Origin of the sequence: Streptomyces sp. NPDC002795, assembly GCF_042888725.1 — a bacterium.
In the GTDB taxonomy this organism is placed as follows: domain Bacteria; phylum Actinomycetota; class Actinomycetes; order Streptomycetales; family Streptomycetaceae; genus Streptomyces.
Map to the genome: position 1 here is coordinate 292,875 of NZ_JBIAQB010000007.1, position 19,659 is coordinate 312,533.

14 protein-coding genes are annotated in these 19,659 nt (G+C 69.8%); 6 read left to right on the forward strand and 8 right to left on the reverse strand.

What is annotated here, in order from left to right:
• Nucleotides 1-68: 68 nt before the first annotated feature.
• From ACFYWS_RS22765 to ACFYWS_RS22775, 3 genes are all read right to left on the reverse strand, one after another.
• The gene (locus tag ACFYWS_RS22765; protein ID WP_389279437.1) at nucleotides 69-644 is read right to left on the reverse strand and encodes a hypothetical protein; all 576 of its coding nucleotides are present in this window, start codon (nucleotides 642-644) and stop codon (nucleotides 69-71) included.
• Between the two features lie 204 nt (nucleotides 645-848).
• Nucleotides 849-1,754: a tRNA (adenine-N1)-methyltransferase gene (locus tag ACFYWS_RS22770; RefSeq protein WP_389279439.1), complete on the reverse strand. Its 906-nt coding sequence runs from the start codon at nucleotides 1,752-1,754 to the stop codon at nucleotides 849-851.
• Nucleotides 1,755-1,813: 59 nt separating this feature from the next.
• Nucleotides 1,814-3,355, reverse strand: coding sequence for a site-2 protease family protein (locus tag ACFYWS_RS22775; RefSeq protein WP_389279817.1), 1,542 nt, complete (start codon nucleotides 3,353-3,355; stop codon nucleotides 1,814-1,816).
• Nucleotides 3,356-4,028: 673 nt separating this feature from the next.
• Here ACFYWS_RS22775 and ACFYWS_RS22780 point away from each other — a divergent pair.
• Nucleotides 4,029-4,928 (forward strand): RecB family exonuclease, encoded by a 900-nt coding sequence (locus ACFYWS_RS22780; RefSeq protein ID WP_389279441.1) that lies wholly within the window; start codon nucleotides 4,029-4,031, stop codon nucleotides 4,926-4,928.
• A gap of 49 nt (nucleotides 4,929-4,977) precedes the next feature.
• Nucleotides 4,978-5,649, forward strand: coding sequence for a response regulator transcription factor (locus ACFYWS_RS22785; RefSeq protein ID WP_266721484.1), 672 nt, complete (start codon nucleotides 4,978-4,980; stop codon nucleotides 5,647-5,649).
• Between the two features lie 31 nt (nucleotides 5,650-5,680).
• On the opposite strand, the gene ACFYWS_RS22790 is transcribed toward ACFYWS_RS22785, so the two are convergent.
• The 4 genes from ACFYWS_RS22790 to metH form a co-directional block, all read right to left on the reverse strand.
• Nucleotides 5,681-7,258 carry an ABC transporter substrate-binding protein gene (locus tag ACFYWS_RS22790; protein ID WP_389279443.1) on the reverse strand — a complete coding sequence of 526 codons (1,578 nt, stop codon included), beginning with the start codon at nucleotides 7,256-7,258 and terminating at the stop codon, nucleotides 5,681-5,683.
• 71 nt (nucleotides 7,259-7,329) lie between these two features.
• Nucleotides 7,330-8,937 carry an ABC transporter substrate-binding protein gene (locus ACFYWS_RS22795; RefSeq protein WP_389279445.1) on the reverse strand — a complete coding sequence of 536 codons (1,608 nt, stop codon included), beginning with the start codon at nucleotides 8,935-8,937 and terminating at the stop codon, nucleotides 7,330-7,332.
• Between the two features lie 358 nt (nucleotides 8,938-9,295).
• On the reverse strand, nucleotides 9,296-9,991 hold the full coding sequence (locus ACFYWS_RS22800; RefSeq protein WP_389279447.1) for an HAD family hydrolase: 696 nt from the start codon (nucleotides 9,989-9,991) through the stop codon (nucleotides 9,296-9,298).
• A 99-nt stretch (nucleotides 9,992-10,090) separates the two neighbouring features.
• Nucleotides 10,091-13,600 carry a methionine synthase gene (gene metH / locus ACFYWS_RS22805; RefSeq protein WP_389279449.1) on the reverse strand — a complete coding sequence of 1,170 codons (3,510 nt, stop codon included), beginning with the start codon at nucleotides 13,598-13,600 and terminating at the stop codon, nucleotides 10,091-10,093.
• Between the two features lie 281 nt (nucleotides 13,601-13,881).
• On the opposite strand from metH, the gene ACFYWS_RS22810 reads away from it, so the two are divergent.
• The 4 genes from ACFYWS_RS22810 (at nucleotide 13,882) to ACFYWS_RS22825 (ending at nucleotide 18,993) form a co-directional block, all read left to right on the forward strand.
• Nucleotides 13,882-14,655: an IclR family transcriptional regulator gene (locus tag ACFYWS_RS22810; protein WP_389279451.1), complete on the forward strand. Its 774-nt coding sequence runs from the start codon at nucleotides 13,882-13,884 to the stop codon at nucleotides 14,653-14,655.
• A 322-nt stretch (nucleotides 14,656-14,977) separates the two neighbouring features.
• Entirely contained in the window at nucleotides 14,978-15,772 is a 795-nt protein-coding gene (locus tag ACFYWS_RS22815) for an MIP/aquaporin family protein (protein ID WP_389279453.1), read from the forward strand.
• A gap of 47 nt (nucleotides 15,773-15,819) precedes the next feature.
• The gene (gene glpK, locus ACFYWS_RS22820) at nucleotides 15,820-17,367 is read left to right on the forward strand and encodes a glycerol kinase GlpK (protein ID WP_389279455.1); all 1,548 of its coding nucleotides are present in this window, start codon (nucleotides 15,820-15,822) and stop codon (nucleotides 17,365-17,367) included.
• 9 nt (nucleotides 17,368-17,376) lie between these two features.
• Nucleotides 17,377-18,993, forward strand: coding sequence for an FAD-dependent oxidoreductase (locus ACFYWS_RS22825; RefSeq protein ID WP_389279457.1), 1,617 nt, complete (start codon nucleotides 17,377-17,379; stop codon nucleotides 18,991-18,993).
• A 115-nt stretch (nucleotides 18,994-19,108) separates the two neighbouring features.
• On the opposite strand, the gene ACFYWS_RS22830 is transcribed toward ACFYWS_RS22825, so the two are convergent.
• Nucleotides 19,109-19,642 carry a MarR family winged helix-turn-helix transcriptional regulator gene (locus tag ACFYWS_RS22830; RefSeq protein ID WP_389279459.1) on the reverse strand — a complete coding sequence of 178 codons (534 nt, stop codon included), beginning with the start codon at nucleotides 19,640-19,642 and terminating at the stop codon, nucleotides 19,109-19,111.
• Nucleotides 19,643-19,659: the final 17 nt, after the last annotated feature.

The following is a 19,659-nucleotide window of genomic DNA, read 5'->3' on the forward strand; positions in this document are numbered from 1 at the left end:
TAGCCCGGGGTGTGCGAACGGGCCCCGTCCGCCGGAATTCCGGCGGACGGGGCCCGTTGCGCGCGGTGTCAGGTGGCGCGGGCCTCGGAGGGCGTGGAGCGGACGAACGCCCCGTCCTTCCACTGCCACTTGGCCTTCTCGTGGACGTCCGGGCGGTATCGGGGCACGGAGTCCGATGAGTAGCCGTCCAGGCTGGCGAGGACGGAGCCGTCCTGTATGGCGAGCGTGGTCGCCGAGTAGTTGTCCTTGGGTGTGACGAGTGTGGCGACGACGCGCGGCGCCGCGCCCGCGGGCTTGGTCAGGACGTAGATGCCGCTGGGCGGCGTGCCGACGCCGGCGTCGCAGCGGACGACGGCGACGGTCTCCGGGCGTCCGTCGCCGTCGAGGTCTCCGGCGGCCTTCTTGACGACGGCGGTCTTCACGGGCCCGCAGTCGAGCGGGAAGTGGACGGCGGCGGGGTCGGGCGGGGCGACGGCCGCGGGTCTGCCCGCGGGTGCCTTGTGGGCGGCCTGGGCCGCGGTGGCGGAGTCGGGCTTGAGGAAGCCGGAGACCGCGACGACCGCGGCGAGGGCGGCCGCGGTGGCCAGCCAGTGGATGGGTCGTGTGGTGGTGTGCGCCAGTTCCGGGACGGCGGATTGCTGCACGAGGAGCGTCTCCTGTGAGGGCTGTGCCGGTGGGGGTGGCCAGCATCGTGCCATACGTCACAGTGCGCGGGAACGGCGGGGTCCGTTCTTTCTCAGGTGATATCTGGTCCTGGTGCTGCCGCTTCGCCAACGAACAAGCGCCGCCGTGGAGTTCCCGTAGCTGAGAGGGAACTCCACGGCGGCGCCGAAGTGTTGTGCGGTGGCTCAGCGGCCGCGGTTGCCGCCGTCGGCGTTCGGGCCGTCGTAGTCCTCGCCGTAGGCGCCCTTGGCGGGGCGGCGGCGGCGCATGGGCGGCTCGACGCCGTCCGCGAGGCGGCGGGCGGTGAGCAGGAAGCCGGTGTGGCCGATCATCCGGTGGTCGGGGCGGACGGCGAGGCCCTCCACGTGCCAGTTGCGGATCATCGACTCCCAGGAGGTCGGCTCGTTGAAGCAGCCGATCTCGCGGATGGACTCGACGGTGCGGGCGAGCTGCGTGGTGGTGGCCACGTAGCAGCACAGGATGCCGCCGGGGACGAGCGCCTTCTTGACGACGTCCAGGCACTCCCAGGGGGCGAGCATGTCGAGGATGACGCGGTCGACGTCACCGTCGGACAGGTTGTCCTGGAGGTCGCCGACGGTGAGCTGCCAGGCGGGGTGCGGGCCGCCGAAGTAGCGCTCGACGTTGCCCTTGGCGATCTCGGCGAAGTCCTCGCGGCGCTCGTAGGAGTGCAGCATGCCTTGGTCGCCGATGGCGCGCAGCAGGAAGCTGCTGAGCGATCCGGAGCCCACGCCCGCTTCCACGACGCGGGCGCCGGGGAAGATGTCGGCGAAGGCGAGGATCTGCCCCGCGTCCTTGGGGTAGACCACGGCGGCGCCGCGGGGCATGGACAGGACGTAGTCGGGGAGCAGGGGGCGCAGCGCGAGGTAGGCGACGTTTCCGGTGGTGCGGACAACGCTGCCCTCGGGTGCGCCGATCAGCTCGTCGTGCGGGAAGGAACCCTTGTGGGTGTGGAAGTTCTTTCCCTCTTCGAGCGTGAACGTGTAGTGGCGGCCCTTGGGGTCGGTCAGCTGTACCTGGTCCCCGACCGTGAAAGGCCCGCGCCTGCGGGCGGCACCGGTCGGTTCGGACATGTGAACACCCTACCGGGCCTGGCGGGGGACGCCGACCACACGGTTTCTGTGCCCGCTTTCTACGACGGGCGGGCCATGGCCTTGACGAAGGCGCGCTCCACGTCGGCCGCGGAGAGGACTCCGTAGATGGCGCCGTTCTCCTCGACCACGAGGTATTCGGTGGCGGGGGTCTCGCGGAGGGTGTCGAGGAGTTCCTCGCCGGCGAGTTCGGCGGAGACGCGCATGCCGTCGGTGAGGTCCTGTGCGAGGCCGCTGACGGGGACCCAGGGACGGCGGTGTTCGGGGATGCCGACGATGGCGGCCTCGCGGACGAGGGAGTGGGGGTCGCCGTCGGCGTCGACGACGACGAGGGCGCGGGCGCCGGCCTCGTTGGCGCGGCGCAGGGCTTCGGAGAGCGGGGTTTCGGCTTCGACGGGGACCGCGCGGCGGGTGAGGGTGCGGGCGCGCAGGTCGGGGAGGTGTTCGCGCAGCCGTGCCATGCGCAGGCTGTTGCCCGCGCCGGTCCAGATGATCGCGGCGAGGATGGCGGCGAGCAGCGCGTCCATGAGCGTGTTCATGCCGCCGGTCTCTTCGGCGCCTTCGCCGAGGGCGCCGGACTGGGTGAGCAGCGGCAGGCCGATGAGGACGGTGACGGCGAGGGCGCGGCCGACCCAGGCGGCGGCGATGGTGCCGCTCATGGGCTTGCCGGTGAGCTTCCAGACGATGGCGCGGAGCATGCGGCCGCCGTCGAGGGGCAGTCCCGGCAGGAGGTTGAACGCGGCGACGATCAGGTTGGAGATCATCAGGCCCGCGAGGAGCACGCCGGGGACGGTGCCGGGTTCGACGGCCCGCATCGCTCCGTAGAAGACGCCGGAGAGGACGAGGGAGAGCAGGGGGCCCACGAAGGCGAGCACGAACTCGCGGCCGGGGGTCTCGGACTCCTTCTCGATCTCCGATACGCCGCCGAAGAACTGCAGCTGGATGCGGCGGACCGGGAGCTTGAAGCGCAGGGCGGCGACGACGTGGGCGAGTTCGTGGATGAGTACGGAGGCGTAGAAGGCGACCGCGAAGAAGAGGGAGACGAGGTAGCGGGCGGCGCCGAGCTCGGGCAGCACGCGGTCGAGCTGGCCGCCGAACACCCAGGTGATCAGTGCGGCTACGAGGAACCAGCTGGGGGCGACGTACACCGGGACGCCGAAGGGGCGGCCCATGAGCAGTCCGCCACGCGGTTCGGGGCGCTTGGTGGGGCCCTTGATGGCGCCCTTGCGGTTGCCGGAGGTGGCGGCGGCGCGCTCGGGGTGCTGGTCGTAAGGGTGCGCGGGCGGCGCGTCCTGGGGCTTGGGGGTGGGGTCCGCGGCTGGGGTGGAGTTGGCCTGCGGGGTGTCGGGGGTCTGCTGCGGTGCCGTGCTGTCCGGCGCGGTGCCGGCCGGTTCCGCGGCGGACCGTTCCGTGCCCGCCGATCCCGTGCCCGTCTGTTCCGTGCCTGCCGGTTCCGTGCCCGCCGATCCCGTGCCCGCCGACTCCGTGCCCACCGATCCCGTGCCTGCCGGTTCCGTGCCCGCCGATCCCGTGCCTGCCGACTCCGTGCCCACCGATCCCGTGCCCGCCGACTCCGTGCCCACCGATCCCGTGCCCGCCGGTCCCGTGGCGGTCGGCTGCTGCGCCGGCGTGCTGTCCGGCTGCTCGGTGGCGGCGTCCCGCGGCTCCGTGCCCGCCGGTCCCGTGGCGGTCGGCTGCTGCGCCGGCGTGCTGTCCGGCTGCTCGGTGGCGGCGTCCCGCGGCTCCGTGCCCGCCGATCCCGTGCCTGCCGATCCCGTGCCCGCCGATCCCGTGCCCGCCGGCTCCGTGCCCACCGATCCCGTGCCCGCCAACTCCGTGCCCGCCGGCTCCGTGCCCGTCGGCTGCTGCGCCGGCGTGCTGTCCGGCTGCTCGGTGGCGGCGTTCCGCGGCTCCGTGCCGGCCTCGCGCTCCCTCCGGTCCCGCGGCGGTTCCGGCTCGCCCGGGTCCTGGGCCTCGCGGGTTGCGCGGGCTTCGGTCGCATCCGGCTCGACCGCGGCCGGATGCCGGGGCGACGTCGCCTCGCCGGTGCCGGGCTGCGGCTGGCCGCTCTCGTCCACGGTGATCCCTCGGTCCCCTCGTTCGAAGCGTTTCCCGCCGCCCGGCGGGACGTTCTGGCGTCGATGGTATGCGGACAGTGTCGGCGGGCCCCCGTCGACTCCCCCGCGCCACGCTACGCAAGACGCGGTCCGCGTGCAGGTGCCTGAGTGTCAGTGCGGGCCCGTATCGTCGTGACGCATGGAGACCAGCACCGATCAGGCCACCGCGCGGGCCGTGGCCGCCCCGCCGGGGTCGCTCTCGCCGTCGCGCGCGAGCGATTTCATGCAGTGCCCGCTGCTGTACCGGTTCCGGGTGATCGACAAGCTGCCGGAGAAGCCGAGCGAGGCGGCGACGCGGGGCACGCTGGTCCATGCCGTGCTGGAGAGACTCTTCGACGCGCCCGCGGACGAGCGGACGGTGCCGCGGGCCGCGGCGCTGATCCCCGGCCAGTGGGAGCGGCTGCGGGAGTCGAAGCCGGAGCTGGCCGAGCTGTTCGCCGATGCCGGCGAGGGCGAGGAGGCGGCGGGCGAGCGGATGGCGCGCTGGCTCGGCGATGTGGAGCGCCTCGTGGAGCGGTGGTTCACGCTGGAGGATCCGACGCGTCTCGAACCGGTCGAGCGGGAGCTCTTCGTGCAGGCCGAGCTGGAGTCGGGCCTGAAGCTGCGCGGGATCATCGACCGGGTGGACGTGGCGCCGACGGGCGAGGTGCGCATCGTCGACTACAAGACGGGCAAGGCGCCGCGTCCCCAGTACGCGGAGGGCGCGCTGTTCCAGATGAAGTTCTACGCGCTGGTGGTGTGGCGCCTGAAGGGGGTCGTGCCGCGCCGCCTTCAGCTCGTGTATCTGGGCAGTGGGGACGTGGTGACGTACGACCCGGTGGTCGCGGATCTGGAGCGGGTGGAGCGCAAGCTGCTCGCGTTGTGGGAGGCGATCCAGCAGGCGACGGAGACGGGTGAGTGGCGGCCGAGGCCCACGAAGCTGTGCGGCTGGTGCGATCACCAGGCGGTGTGCCCGGAGTTCGGCGGCACTCCCCCGCCGTACCCGCTGCAGATCGTCTCGGCCGCTCGGGCCGGGGTGGAGGACGTCCCGCAGGCATAGCAGGGCAGAATGGGCCGCCGGGTCTATCGAAGGATCAAAGGAGAGTTTCGTGGCCATCCGCGTCCTACTGGTCGACGACCAGCCGCTGTTGCGTACGGGCTTTCGCATGATCCTGGAGGCCGAGCAGGACATCGCGGTGGTCGGCGAGGCCGGGGACGGTCTGCAGGCGCTCGACCAGGTGCGTGCTCTGCAGCCCGATGTGGTCCTGATGGACATCCGGATGCCGCGGATGGACGGCGTGGAGGCGACCCGGCAGATCTCGGGCCCCGGCAAGGACGGCCCGGCGAAGGTCCTGGTGCTGACGACGTTCGATCTCGACGAGTACGTGGTGGAGGCGTTGAAGGCGGGGGCCAGTGGCTTCCTGCTGAAGGACGCGCCCGCGGGCGAGCTGGTGCAGGCGATCCGTGTGGTGGCGGCCGGCGAGGCGATGCTGGCGCCGAGCATCACACGCCGTCTGCTGGACAAGTACGCGGACCATCTCCCGTCCGGGGACGAGCCGGTCCCGGACACGCTGCACACGCTCACGGAGCGGGAGGTGGAGGTGTTGAAGCTGGTCGCGCGCGGCCTGTCGAACGCCGAGATCGCCGCCGACCTCTTCGTGAGCGAGACGACGGTGAAGACGCATGTCGGCCATGTGCTGACGAAGCTCGGCCTGCGCGACCGGGTGCAGGCGGCTGTGTACGCGTACGAGAGCGGACTGGTCCGTCCCGGCGCGCAGTGACAGCCGCCCGCGGGCCCGCGGGCGGCGGGTGTCAGCCCTTGCTGATCTCCCAGAACCGGAAGACGGTCGACGCGTCGAGGCAGTTCTCCAGGCCGTAGACGTCGGAGTTGGCGACGGCGTACTGCTTGGCCTGCCAGACCGGCAGGATGGGCAGTTCGTCGGCGACGATGTTCTGCAGCTGCTCGTAGCGCGGGGCCGTTCCTGAGCGGTCGCTCTGGGCGCCGGTCTCGGGGATGATCCGGCCGGTGATGGCGCTGTTGTCGTAGCGGTTGTCGAGGACGTTGCCCTTGCCGAAGAACGGCTGGGTGAAGTTGTCCGGGTCCGGGTAGTCGGGCACCCAGCCCTTGACGTAGACGCCGTACTTGCCGGACTTGATGTCGCGCTCGTACTGGGCGAATTCGACGGACTTCACGTCGGCGTCGAACAGGCCGCTCGCGTTGAGCTGCTTGGCGATGGTCTTCAACTCGGCGTCGGTGGCGGGGCCGTAGCGCGCGGGTGTGGACCAGAGGGTGAGCTTGACCGGTGTGTTGATGCCGTCGGCGCGCAGTGCGGCGGCCGCCCTGCTCTTCGAGGGGCGGGGCCCGTACTTGTCGAAGAAGGCGGTGTTGTGGCCGGTGATGCCCGCCGGGATGATCGAGTACAGCGAGGTGGCGGTCTGGTCGTACACGTCGTCGATGAGGGCGTCGCGGTCGATGAGGTGGGCCATCGCCTTGCGGACGCCGATCTTGCCGACGACCGGATCGTCCATGTTGAAGACGAGGTGCTGGACCTCGGCGCTGGTGCCCTCGATGACGTCCATGTTCTTGGCGCCGGACTTCTCGATGTCGGCGACGTCCTTGGCGGCGAGGCCGCGGTAGGCGAGGTCGAGGTTCCCGGCGAGCAGCGACTTCTTCAGGCCTGCCTGGTCACCGTGGAAGAACTTCATGGTGACGCCGTGGTTCTTGACCTTGGCGGTGCCCTGGTACTTGGAATTGACCGAGAAGCCGGCCTGCTTCTTGCCGAAGGAGTCGAGCTTGTAGGGGCCCGAGCCGACGGCCTTGCCGTCGTTGCGCAGCTTGTCCGCGGGGTACGCGGTGTGGTCGACGATCGACCCGGCGCCCGAGGCGATCTTGCTGGGGAAGGTCGCGTCGGCGGACTTCAGCTTGAAGGTGACGGTCTTGGCGTCCGGGGTCTCGACCTTGTCCAGCATCGGGAACATGATCGCGGGGCCGGCCTCGTCGTTGATCCTCATCATGCGGTCGAAGGAGAACTTGACGTCCTTCGAGGTGAGCGCGTGCCCGTTGCTGAACTTCAGGCCGGAGCGCAGCGTGCACGTGTAGACCTTGGTGGCGCTGTCGCTGAAGTGGCACTCCTTGGCGGCTTCCGGCTGCGGCTCGGTGCCACCGTTGGGGAAGCTGAGCAGCGACTGGAAGACGTTGTTGAACAGCAGCCACGAGCCGGGATCGTAGCCGGAGGCCGGGTCGGTGGCCTGGATGTCGTCGGACATTCCCATGACCACGGCCTCGCCGCTGTCGGAGGAGTCGCTGTCGTCTGAGCCACAGCCGGTCAGGAGTGCCGCGGCGAGTCCCGCGCCGAGGGGCATGACCAGCCACTGGTTGCGCATTCTCACGTACGTGCCTTGTCGTCGGTCGAGCGGACGGGCTGGGGCCGGCCCGCGAGTGGACCGGCCCCGGGGTGGGCTCAGCCGCTGACGCCGCGGCCCAGCTCCCACAGCTGAAGGACCGAGGAGGCGGACAGCGCCCATTCCACCCCGGTGATGTCGTCGCGGGCGGCGACGTACTGCTTGCCCTGCCACAGCGGGAGAACCGGTACGTCGTCGGCGACGAGGTTCTGGATCTGCTGGATGGGCTTGGACGCGGTGAGCCGGTCGGCCTCGCGGCGCTCGGCCGGGATCAGGTCACCGCGGATCTGGCTGTTGGTGTACGGGGACGCCAGGAAGTTGTCCTCGTCGAGGAACGGGGCGAGGAAGTTGTCGGCGTCCGGGAAGTCGGGGAACCAGCCGAGGCCGTAGACGTCGTACTTCCCCTTGAGCTGGGCGTCGCGGTAGGTGTCCCAGACGTCGCCCTTGATGTCGACGTCGAAGAGGCCGCTGGTGTTCAGCTGCTTCTGGAGGAGCTCGAACTCGGTCTTCGTGCCCGATCCGTAGTGGTCGCTCGTGTAGTGCAGGGTGAGCTTGATGGGCGTGCGGATGCCCGCCTGCTGCAGGATCGATGCGGCCTTGGACCTGCTGGGGTCGCCGTACTTGTTGAAGAACGAGTTCTGGTGGCCCGTGATGCCGCTGGGCACGAGCGAGTAGAGCGGCTCGGCGCCGGTGCCGTACACCTCGGACGCGAGTTCGCCGCGGTCGACGAGCTGCGCCATGGCCTGTCGGACGGCCTTGTCCCGGACGGTGGTCGCCTTGGTGTCGAAGCCGAGGTAGCGGATCTCCATGCCGGGCATCTCGACCAGGTTGATGTTCTTGGGCGCGCTGTTCGAGTACTTCTTGATCTGCTCCGGCGACATGGTGCGCGTCATCATGTCGATGTCGCCCTTCTCCAGCGCCTTGCCCATGGCGTCGGCGCCGGTGAAGGAGTCCAGCTCCACCTTGTCGTTCTTCGGCTTCAACTGCCCCTTGTAGTGGGGGTTCTTGGTGAAGACGGTCTTGACGACGGCGTCGTCCTTGACGGTCGCCTTCAGGGTGTAGGGCCCGGAGCCGTTCACCTTGAAACCGTTGCGCAGCTTGTTCTTCGGGTACTCGTCGGGGTCGACGATGCCGGCGGAGGGTGTGGCCAGCTTGTACGGGAACGTGGCGTCCGGGGACTTGAGGTGGAAGATGACGCCCCGGTCGCCCTGGGTCTCGATGGTGTCGATCGAGGAGAGCAGACCGTAGGAGCCGCTGTCGCTCTTGATGTTGCGGACACGGTCGATGGAGTACTTCACATCGGCCGCGGTGATCGGCTTGCCGTCGGCGAACTTGAGGTCCTTGCGCAGCTTGCAGGCGTAGCGCTCGCTGCCGCTGTCGGAGAATATGCAGCTCTGGGCGGCCTCGGGCACGGGCTCGCCGCTGCCGCTGCGCGGCATCGCCATGAGCGTCTGCACGGTCTGGCGCAGTACGTTCCAGGATCCGGTGTCGTAGGCGTACGCCGGGTCGAACGGCGCGGGTACCTTCCCGGAGGCGATGAACCGGTCCGTGGTGCCCACCTTGATCGCATCGCCGCCCGCGTCTCCGCCGTCGGACCCGCCGCACGCGACGAGCACGGGGGCCAGCAGGCCGATGACGGCCGGCAGCACCAAAGTCTTGCGGTTCATGCTCGAAGTTCTCCAGAGCTGTTGAACCCGCCGGCCCGGCGTATGGGGTGGGACGCGTGGGCGACGGGAGGGTACGGCGATGTTCTCGCGACGACATTAATGGGCGTGCCGCCGCGGTTCGCGGGCGCGGGATCGGAGCTCTCATCACGCTGTGGAATCAGGCGTGGACGCACCGAAAACACCTCAGGAGGAAGGTTCGTCGCATGGGGTGGCCAATCGGGACACAAGGGCACCCCACGCTGCACACAAACCGGTCATGCAGCATGCACCCGACGAGCTGTCGACCCTCGCGGGAGTGGGAAACGTCACACCCTCAACGAGCTTGTCCGGCGTACCGATTCAGCCACTCCCGCGGACTTCAGGACGTCATGAGTCCTTGCAGAAAAGGCACGTTGACGTGCTCCAGGGAGCGGACGACGGTGCGCCGGGGCGCGGGCTCGATCGGCGACACGGACGGCACGGCGACGACCTGGCAGCCCGCCGCCTCGGCCGATGTGACGCCGGTGGCGGTGTCCTCGATGACGGCGCAGCGCCCCGGTTCGGCGCCGAGCCCCGCGGCGGCGAGGAGGTAGGGGTCGGGGTGCGGTTTGGTGCGTGAGACCTCGTCACCGGCGACGGTGAGGCGGAAGTTGTCGGCTCCGAGCGAGTGCAGGACGCGGTCGATGATGCGCCGGTGGGAGGCGGAGACGAGCGCCGCGGGCACGTCGTGCGCGGCGAGTTCGGCGAGGAGTCTCGCGGCCCCGGGCATCAGCGGCAGGGAGTTGCTGATGCGCTTCTCGAAGGCTTCGTTGAGCAGCACGGTCACCTCGGGCACCGTGATGTCGGCGCCGGTGGCCTCGATGAGGAAGCCGGCGCTGCGGGTCATGGGCCCGCCGACGACGACATGGCGCCAGGCGTCGTTGAGGGTGTGGCCGAGTTCGGCGAAGACGGCCATCTCGGCGTCCCACCAGAATCCCTCGGTGTCGACGAGGGTTCCGTCCATGTCGAGGAGCACGGCCTGAAGGGTGGAGCCTTCGGCCGTTCGGGTACCGAGTGCGGGGACCGTACTGGTCATCCGTACACCTCCATGAGGGACGAAGAGGCCGGTTGCCCCCTTTTCGAGCTCAAGGGCAACCGGCCTGCGCTGGACCGACCAGTGTACGACTACGGCCGATTACCGCGCGTTGAAGTACTTCGCCTCGGGGTGGTGGATGACGATCGCGTCGGTGGACTGCTCGGGGTGGAGCTGGAACTCCTCGCTGAGCTGGACGCCGATCCGCTCCGGCTCCAGGAGGTCGGCGATCTTCGCGCGGTCCTCCAGGTTCGGGCAGGCGCCGTAGCCGAGGGAGAAGCGGGCGCCCCGGTACTTCAGGTCGAACATGTCCGCCATCGCGTCCGGGTCCTCGCCGGCGAAGCCGAGTTCGCCGCGCACGCGCGCGTGCCAGTACTCGGCGAGGGCCTCCGCCAACTGCACGGACAGTCCGTGCAGTTCGAGGTAGTCGCGGTAGGAGTCGGACGCGAACAGCTTCGCCGTCTCCTCGCCGATCCTCGATCCGACGGTGACGACCTGAAGGCCGACCACGTCGGTCTCGCCGGACTCCTCCGGGCGGAAGTAGTCCGCGAGGCACAGGCGGCGGCCGCGGCGCTGGCGCGGGAAGGTGAACCGGGTCCGCTCGTTGCCCGCGTCGTCCAGGATGATCAGGTCCTCGCCCTTGGACACGCACGGGAAGTAGCCGTGCACGACGGCCGCTTCGAGCATGTTGTCCGTGTGCAGCTTGTCGAGCCAGCCGCGCAGCCGCGGCCGGCCCTCGGACTCCACCAGCTCCTCGTACGAGGGGCCGTCACCGGTACGGGCCTGGCGCAGGCCCCACTGGCCCTTGAAGAGGGCGCCCTCGTCGAGCCAGGACGCGTACTCCTTGAGCTGGATGCCCTTGATGACGCGGGTGCCCCAGAACGGCGGCTCGGGGACCCGGTTGTCGACGGCGACGTCGGAGCGCACGGGGCCCTCGTCGGGCGTCTCCTCGACCACCACGTCCCGCTTCGGGACGCGGCGCTGCTTGAGCTCCGGCAGAACCGCGCCGGGCACGCCGCGCTTGACCGCGATGAGCGCGTCCATGAGGCGCAGACCCTCGAACGCGTCGCGGGCGTAGCGGACTTCGCCCTCGTAGATCTCGTGCAGGTCCTGCTCGACGTACGCGCGGGTGAGAGCGGCGCCACCGAGGATCACCGGGAAGTCCGCGGCCATCTTGCGCTGGTTGAGCTCCTCCAGGTTCTCCTTCATGATCACGGTCGACTTGACCAGGAGCCCGGACATGCCGATGACGTCGGCCCGGTGCTCCGCGGCCGCGTCGAGGATCGCGGAGACGGGCTGCTTGATGCCCAGGTTGACCACGTTGTAGCCGTTGTTGGAGAGGATGATGTCGACGAGGTTCTTGCCGATGTCGTGGACGTCGCCGCGGACGGTGGCGAGGACGATGGTGCCCTTGCCCTCCGAGTCGGACTTCTCCATGTGCGGCTCCAGGTAGGCCACCGCGATCTTCATGACCTCGGCGGACTGGAGCACGAACGGCAGCTGCATCTGGCCGGAACCGAACAGTTCGCCGACGACCTTCATGCCCTCCAGGAGCGTGTCGTTGACGATGTCGAGGGCGGGCCGGGTCTGCAGCGCTTCTTCGAGGTCGGCCTCCAGGCCGTTCTTCTCGCCGTCGATGATGCGCCGCTGCAGGCGCTCGTCCAGCGGAAGGGCCGCCAGCTCCTCGGCCCGTCCGGCCTTGAGGGACTTCGTGGTGGCGCCCTCGAAGAGCGCCATCAGCTTCTGCAGCGGGTCGTAGCCCTCGGCGCGGCGGTCGTAGATCAGGTCGAGGGCGGTGGTGACCTGCTCCTCGTCGAACCGGGCGATCGGCAGGATCTTGGAGGCGTGCACGATCGCCGAGTCCAGGCCCGCCTTCACGCACTCGTCGAGGAAGACCGAGTTGAGGAGGATGCGGGCTGCCGGGTTGAGGCCGAACGAGATGTTCGACAGGCCCAGCGTCGTCTGTACGTCGGGGTGGCGGCGCTTGAGCTCGCGGATCGCCTCGATGGTGGCGACGCCGTCCCCCCGGGACTCCTCCTGGCCCGTGCAGATCGTGAACGTCAGGCAGTCGATGAGGATGTCCGACTCACGGATGCCCCAGTTCCCGGTGAGGTCGTCGATGAGCCGCTCGGCGATCTGGACCTTGTGCTCGGGGGTGCGGGCCTGGCCCTCCTCGTCGATGGTCAGCGCGATCAGCGCGGCGCCGTGCTCCTGGGCCAGCTTGGTGACCTTCGCGAAGCGGGACTCGGGGCCGTCCCCGTCCTCGTAGTTCACGGAGTTGATGACCGCGCGGCCGCCGAGCTTCTCCAACCCGGCCCGGATGACGGGGACTTCGGTCGAGTCCAGGACGATGGGCAGGGTGGAGGCGGTGGCGAAGCGCCCCGCCAGCTCCTGCATGTCGGCGACGCCGTCGCGGCCCACGTAGTCGACGCACAGGTCGAGCATGTGCGCGCCCTCGCGGATCTGGTCGCGTGCCATCTCCACGCAGTCGTCCCAGCGGGCCTCCAGCATGGCCTCGCGGAACTTCTTCGAGCCGTTGGCGTTCGTGCGCTCGCCGATCGCCATGTACGCGGTGTCCTGGCGGAACGGCACCGTCTGGTAGAGCGAGGCGGCGCCCGGCTCGGGCTGCGGGGTGCGCTCAGTGGGCACGGTGTCGCGGACGCGCTCGACGACCTGGCGCAGGTGCTCGGGCGTCGAGCCGCAGCAGCCGCCGATCAGCTGGAGGCCGAAGTCGCGGACGAACGTCTCGTGGGCGTCGGCCATCTCCGGCGGGGTCAGCGGGAAGTGCGCGCCGTCGCTGGTGAGGACGGGCAGGCCCGCGTTGGGCATGCACATCAGCGGCGTCGCCGAGTGGCGGGCGAGATAGCGCAAGTGCTCGCTCATCTCGGCGGGGCCCGTGGAGCAGTTGAGGCCGATGAGGTCGATGCCGAGCGGTTCGAGGGCGGTGAGCGCGGCGCCGATCTCGGAGCCGAGCAGCATCACGCCGGTCGCCTCGAAGGCGAGCGAGCACACCAGCGGGACGGAGACGCCGAGCGCGTCCATGGCCCGGCGGGCACCGATGAGGCTGGACTTGGTCTGGAGCAGGTCCTGCGTGGTCTCGACGATCAGTGCGTCGGCGCCGCCCGCGAGCAGGCCCTCGGCGTTCTTCTGGTAGCCGTCACGGATCGTGGCGTAGTCGATGTGGCCGAGCGAGGGCAGCTTCGTGCCGGGGCCGATGGAGCCGAGCACCCAGCGGGTCCTGCCGTCCTTGGCGGCGAACTCGTCGGCGACCTCGCGCGCGAGGCGGGCGCCGGACTCGGACAGCTCGTGGATGCGGTCGGCGATGTCGTACTCGGTCGCCGCCGTGTGGTTCGCGCCGAACGTGTTCGTCTCGACGCAGTCCACGCCCACGGCGTAGTACTCCTCGTGCACGGAGCGCACGATGTCGGGGCGGGTGAGGTTGAGGATCTCGTTGCAGCCCTCGAGGTTCTCGAAGTCCTCGAGGGTCGGGTCCTGCGCCTGCAGCATGGTGCCCATCGCTCCGTCGGCCACCACGACGCGGGTGGCGAGGGCTTCTCGGAGGGCGTCCACACGGGCGCGGGGATCGGATGCGGGCGTTGGCAACGAGGCCATGAAAGTTCTCCCAGAGGTGCGACGGCTGTCGGCTTTGCGGCTCCACTCCCTGGAGGCGCACCCGGTCAGGGTAACGGGGACGATGGTCCTGTCGTAGGGAGGTCCACGAGCCGGAACGGCGTGCGCGTGTCGTGGCCGGAAGCAGCCGATGGAAATATTGGCGCACGGCGCGCTCGCCGGAGGTCGGCATCGACCGATACTGTTCAGCATTGCCGAACGTTGCTTGGCGACTCCGGCCAGCGACCTGTCAGCGAGAAGAACCGAGGGAGGAAGGGACTGCGATGGCACGCAACATCCAGTCGCTCGAACGGGCCGCGGCCATGCTCCGGTTGCTCGCGGGCGGTGAGCGGCGGCTCGGCCTCTCGGACATCGCCGCCTCGCTCGGCCTCGCCAAGGGCACGGCCCACGGCATCCTGCGCACGCTGCAGGCCGAGGGCTTCGTGGAGCAGGACTCCGCCTCGGGGCGCTACCAGCTGGGCGCCGAACTGCTGCGCCTGGGCAACAGCTACCTGGACGTGCACGAACTGCGGGCGCGCGCCCTGGTGTGGACGGACGACCTGGCCCGCTCCAGCGGCGAGGCGGTCTACCTCGGCGTGCTGCACCAGCAGGGCGTGCTGATCGTGCATCACGTCTTCCGGCCCGACGACAGCCGGCAGGTCCTGGAGGTCGGCGCGATGCACCCGCTGCACTCCACGGCCCTGGGCAAGGTGCTCTCCGCGTACGACCCGGTGGCGCACAGCGAGGCCCTGGAGGCCGAGCGCAAGGGCTTCACGGCGCACACGGTGTGCGAGCCCGGCGAGCTGGAGGCGGTGTTCGACCTCACGCGTGCGCGCGGGTACGCCGCCGACGTCGAGGAGACCTGGGAGGGCGTGGCCTCGGTCGCGGCCCCGATCCACGACCGGCACCGGATGCCGGTGGGCGCGGTGGGCGTCACCGGCGCCGTGGAGCGCGTCTGCAAGGACGGCCGGCCGGAGGAGCTGCGCCCCGAGCTGATCGCCGCCGTACGCGACTGCGCCCGCGCCGTCTCCCGCGATCTGGGAGCCAGTCGCTTCTGAGCCGCGGCGGGCAGGGCTCAAGGTGCAGACCGCAACGATCCGAGTGACCATCGTTGGACGCCCACCGGCCCCGATGGGTGATAACCGCAGGCGATCAATAACGATCGCGCATTCGATAAAAGATCCCTTGACGAGCCAGGAGCCACGGAGCGAGACTCGCGTCCATCGGTCGGCATTGTCGAACACCTACCGGCAATACGCGTTAGAGTGTGAACAGGCCAGACCGGACCCGACCCTCGCCTGAGGGTCTCGGACCACCGGAAAGGGACCCGGGAGGTTCGTCACTCGGGTTTCCACTGGACGAAGGACAAAGGAGTCGCGGGTGTCCAGCCACGACATCTTCATCGGCGAGACCATCGGTACCGCCATACTCACCCTGTTGGGCGGTGGCGTCTGTGCCGCCGTCACGTTCAAGCGCTCCAAGGCGTTCGAGGCCGGCTGGGTCGCCATCGCGTTCGGCTGGGGCTTCGCGGTCCTGACCGGTGCCTACCTGGCCGGCGGCGTCTCCGGCGCTCACCTCAACCCCGCGGTCACTCTCGGCCTCGCCATCGAGGGCGGCACCAAGTGGAGCGACGTACCGCTCTACGTGGTCTCCCAGCTCTTCGGCGCCATGATCGGCGCGGTCCTGGTCTGGCTCGCGTACTACGGGCAGTTCCACGCCCACCTGACCGACCGCGAGGTCCTCGCCGCGCACAACGGCTCCGCGGACGACGAAGGCCTCGTCGACCCGAAGGCCGCGCCCGAGGCCGGCCCCGTGCTCGGCGTCTTCTCCACGGGTCCCGAGATCCGGAACATGCTGCAGAACCTCGTCACGGAGATCATCGCCACGGTCGTGCTCGTCCTGGCGATCCTCACGCAGGGCCTGAACGCCGAGGGCAACGGCCTCGGTGTGCTCGGCGCCCTGATCACCGCGCTCGTCGTGGTGGGTATCGGTCTCTCCCTCGGTGGCCCCACCGGCTACGCCATCAACCCGGTCCGCGACCTCGGTCCGCGCATCGTGCACGCGCTGCTCCCGCTGCCCAACAAGGGCGGTTCGGACTGGTCGTACGCCTGGGTCCCGGTGGCCGGTCCGCTCATCGGTGGTGCCCTCGCGGGCGCCATCTACCAGCTGTTCTGAGCGACGCCGCCGAAACCGACCATTTCACGTACGACGAGGAGCACACCGTGACCGACGCACACACCACAGGCCCGTTCATCGCGGCGATCGACCAGGGCACCACGTCCAGCCGCTGCATCGTGTTCGACAAGGACGGCCGGATCGTCTCCGTCGACCAGAAGGAGCACGAGCAGATCTTCCCGAAGCCGGGCTGGGTCGAGCACGACGCGAACGAGATCTGGACCAACGTCGAGGAGGTCGTCGCCGCGGCCGTCACCAAGGCCGGTATCACCCGCGACGACATCAAGGCCATCGGCATCACCAACCAGCGCGAGACGACGCTGCTCTGGGACAAGAACACCGGCGAGCCCGTCCACAACGCCATCGTCTGGCAGGACACCCGCACCGACGCCCTGTGCAAGGAGCTCGGGCGCAACGTGGGCCAGGACCGCTTCCGCCGCGAGACCGGTCTGCCGCTGGCCTCGTACTTCGCCGGCCCCAAGGCCCGCTGGCTGCTCGACAACGTCGAGGGCCTGCGCGAGCGCGCGGAGCGCGGCGACATCCTCTTCGGCACCATGGACTCCTGGGTCATCTGGAACCTGACGGGCGGTGTCAACGGCGGCAAGCACTACACCGACGTCACCAACGCCTCCCGCACGATGCTGATGAACCTGCACGAGATGCAGTGGGACGAGCGGATCTGCTCCTCCATCGGCGTCCCGATGTCGATGCTGCCGGAGATCCGCTCCTCCGCCGAGGTCTACGGCGAGGTCACCGGCGGCAAGCTGGGCGACCTGCTCGGCGGCATCCCGGTCGCCTCGGCGCTCGGCGACCAGCAGGCGGCCCTGTTCGGCCAGACCTGTTTCGCCGAGGGCGAGGCCAAGTCCACGTACGGCACCGGCACCTTCATGCTGATGAACACCGCGGACAAGGCCATCAACTCGTACTCCGGCCTGCTGACCACGGTCGGCTACCAGATCGGCGACCAGAAGCCGGTCTACGCGCTCGAGGGCTCGATCGCCGTCACGGGCTCCCTGGTGCAGTGGATGCGCGACCAGATGGGCCTCATCAAGTCGGCCGCCGAGATCGAGACGCTCGCGTCGTCGGTCGAGGACAACGGCGGCGCGTACTTCGTACCGGCCTTCTCCGGTCTGTTCGCCCCGTACTGGCGTCCCGACGCCCGCGGTGTGATCACCGGTCTGACCCGGTACGTCACCAAGGCGCACATCGCGCGCGCCGTCCTGGAGGCCACGGCCTGGCAGACCCGTGAGATCAGCGACGCCATGACGAAGGACTCCGGCGTCGAGCTCACGGCCCTCAAGGTCGACGGCGGCATGACCTCCAACAACCTGCTGATGCAGACCCTCTCGGACTTCCTGGACGCGCCGGTGGTGCGCCCGATGGTCGCCGAGACGACCTGCCTCGGCGCCGCTTACGCCGCCGGTCTCGCCGTCGGCTTCTGGTCCAGCACCGACGAGCTCCGCGCCAACTGGCGCCGGGCCGCCGAGTGGACCCCCCGCATGGACGCGGACACCCGCGACCGTGAGTACAAGAGCTGGCTCAAGGCCGTGGAGCGGTCCATGGGCTGGCTCGAAGACAGCTCTGTCGAGGAGTAACACCCCACCATGAGTACCCAGTCCACCCTGCAGTCCGTGCCTGCCCTCGGAACGCACCCGGTCGCCGGCTCCAACCCGAGCCGCGCCGAGACCCGCGAGCAGCTTTCCAAGGCGACGTACGACCTCCTGGTCATCGGCGGCGGCATCCTGGGCATCTCCACTGCCTGGCATGCGGCGCAGTCCGGTCTCAGGGTGGCCCTGGTCGACGCCGGCGACTTCGCCGGCGCCACGTCCTCCGCGTCCTCGAAGCTGCTCCACGGCGGTCTGCGCTACTTGCAGACCGGTGCGGTGAAGCTGGTCGCGGAGAACCACTTCGAGCGGCGTGCGGTGTCCCGCAATGTGGCCCCGCACCTCGCCAACCCCCTCACCTTCTACCTGCCCGTCTACAAGGGCGGCCCGCACGGCGCGGCCAAGCTGGGCGCCGGTGTCTTCGCGTACAGCGCGCTGTCCGCGTTCGGCGACGGCGTCGGGCATCTCCTGAGCCCGGCGAAGGCGCAGCAGGACGTTCCCGAGCTGCGGACCGACAACCTCAAGGCGGTCGCCGTCTACGGCGACGACCAGATGAACGACGCGCGGATGGCACTGATGACGGTCCGCGCAGCCGTCGACGCCGGCGCCGTCGTCCTCAACCACTCCGAGGTCACCGGTCTTCGCTTCACGAACGGCCGGGTCACCGGCGCCGACCTCAAGGACCGCACGAGCGGTGACGAGTTCGGGGTCAACGCCCGCCTGGTGCTGAACGCGACGGGTCCCTGGGTCGACCACCTGCGCAAGATGGAGGACCCGAACTCGGCGCCTTCCATCCGCCTGTCCAAGGGCGCGCACCTGGTCATGAAGCGGACCTCGCCGTGGAAGGCCGCGCTCGCGACCCCCATCGACAAGTACCGCATCACCTTTGCCCTCCCCTGGGAGGACATGCTGCTGCTCGGCACGACCGACGAGGAGTACGAGGGTGACCCCGCGGACGTCTCGGTCACCGAGAAGGACGTCGACCAGATCCTGGACGAGGCTGCCTTCTCTGTTCGCGACCAGCAGCTGAAGCGGGACCTGATGACGTACTCCTTCGCGGGTCTGCGCGTGCTTCCCGGTGGCCCCGGCGACACGTCGAAGGCCAAGCGCGAGACGGTCGTCAACGAGGGCAAGGGCGGCATGCTGTCCGTCTCGGGCGGCAAGTGGACGACGTTCCGGCACATCGGCCGCACGGTCATGCAGAAGCTGGAGTCGCTGCCCGGCCACCCGCTCGGCGACGACTACGAGCCGATCGACTCGCTGCCGAAGAAGCTGCCGCTGCCGGGTGTCGCCAACCCGCGCGCCGTCGCGCACCGGCTCCTGGTGGACAGCCCGGCGCCCGGTCCGCGGATGGGCGCCGACACCGCCAAGCACCTGGCGACGCACTACGGTTCGCTGTCCTTCGACATCGCCCGGCTCGCCAACGAGAACCCGGAGCTCGGCGAGCGCGTGCACCCGGACGCGCCGGAGATCTGGGCGCAGGTCGTGTACGCCCGCGATCATGAGTGGGCCGAGACCCAGGACGACGTGCTGCGTCGTCGTACGACGCTGACGATTCGTGGCCTGGACACGGATGATGTTCGGTCCAGGGTGCAGGATCTGCTCGACAAGAAGTAGGGCCTGCGCGGCGTGACGAAGGGGCGGCTCCCACGGGGGGTGCCGCCCCTTTCTGGTGCCCTGCGACGGGGTTGCGGTCGCGGGGCTCTGCCCCGGCCCCCGCGGGCTCTCGTCCTCAGAGCGGGCTTGACGGGTCGTCCGCGTCCAGGATCGAGACCTCCAACTTGCCCAGCAGTCGCGCCAGTTGGCGGCGTTCTGCCGGGGAGATGCCGGCGAGCATCCGTTCCTCGTTGGCCAGGTGGTCGGCGAAGACCTCGTCGACCATGGCGAGCCCCTCGTCGGTGAGCCGGGAGTAGACGACGCGGCGGTCCTCGGCGTCCCGCTCGCGGATTATCAGGCCGTCCTTCTCCAGGCGGTCCATCCGCAGGGTGACCCCGGCGGATGAGACCAGCCCGGAGTCGGCGAGCTGCCCGGCGGTGAGCCGGTAGGGCTTGCCGGCGCGGCGCAGCGCGGTCAGCACGTCGAACCCGGCGACGGACAGGCCGTGCCGCTCGATCGACGCGTTGAGCTTGGTGTTGTAGCGCAGGAACGAGCGGTGCAGCCGGGCCAGCACCTCCAGCGGTCCTGTGTCGAGCTCGGGCCGCTCACGCGCCCAGTCCGCCACGATCTGTGTCACGGCGTCGTGCCGCTTCGCCTTCCGCTCGGCCATCCCCGTCCCCTCGCGCG

What these genes read in the sequence shown, in the direction of transcription:
- ACFYWS_RS22770 (WP_389279439.1), bottom strand. Translation starts at nt 1,754, where the DNA reads ATGTCCGAACCGACCGGTGCCGCCCGCAGGCGCGGGCCTTTCACGGTC.
- ACFYWS_RS22780 (WP_389279441.1), top strand. Translation starts at nt 4,029, where the DNA reads ATGGAGACCAGCACCGATCAGGCCACCGCGCGGGCCGTGGCCGCCCCG.
- ACFYWS_RS22795 (WP_389279445.1), bottom strand. Translation starts at nt 8,937, where the DNA reads ATGAACCGCAAGACTTTGGTGCTGCCGGCCGTCATCGGCCTGCTGGCC.
- ACFYWS_RS22800 (WP_389279447.1), bottom strand. Translation starts at nt 9,991, where the DNA reads ATGACCAGTACGGTCCCCGCACTCGGTACCCGAACGGCCGAAGGCTCC.
- metH (WP_389279449.1), bottom strand. Translation starts at nt 13,600, where the DNA reads ATGGCCTCGTTGCCAACGCCCGCATCCGATCCCCGCGCCCGTGTGGAC.
- ACFYWS_RS22810 (WP_389279451.1), top strand. Translation starts at nt 13,882, where the DNA reads ATGGCACGCAACATCCAGTCGCTCGAACGGGCCGCGGCCATGCTCCGG.
- ACFYWS_RS22825 (WP_389279457.1), top strand. Translation starts at nt 17,377, where the DNA reads ATGAGTACCCAGTCCACCCTGCAGTCCGTGCCTGCCCTCGGAACGCAC.
- ACFYWS_RS22830 (WP_389279459.1), bottom strand. Translation starts at nt 19,642, where the DNA reads ATGGCCGAGCGGAAGGCGAAGCGGCACGACGCCGTGACACAGATCGTG.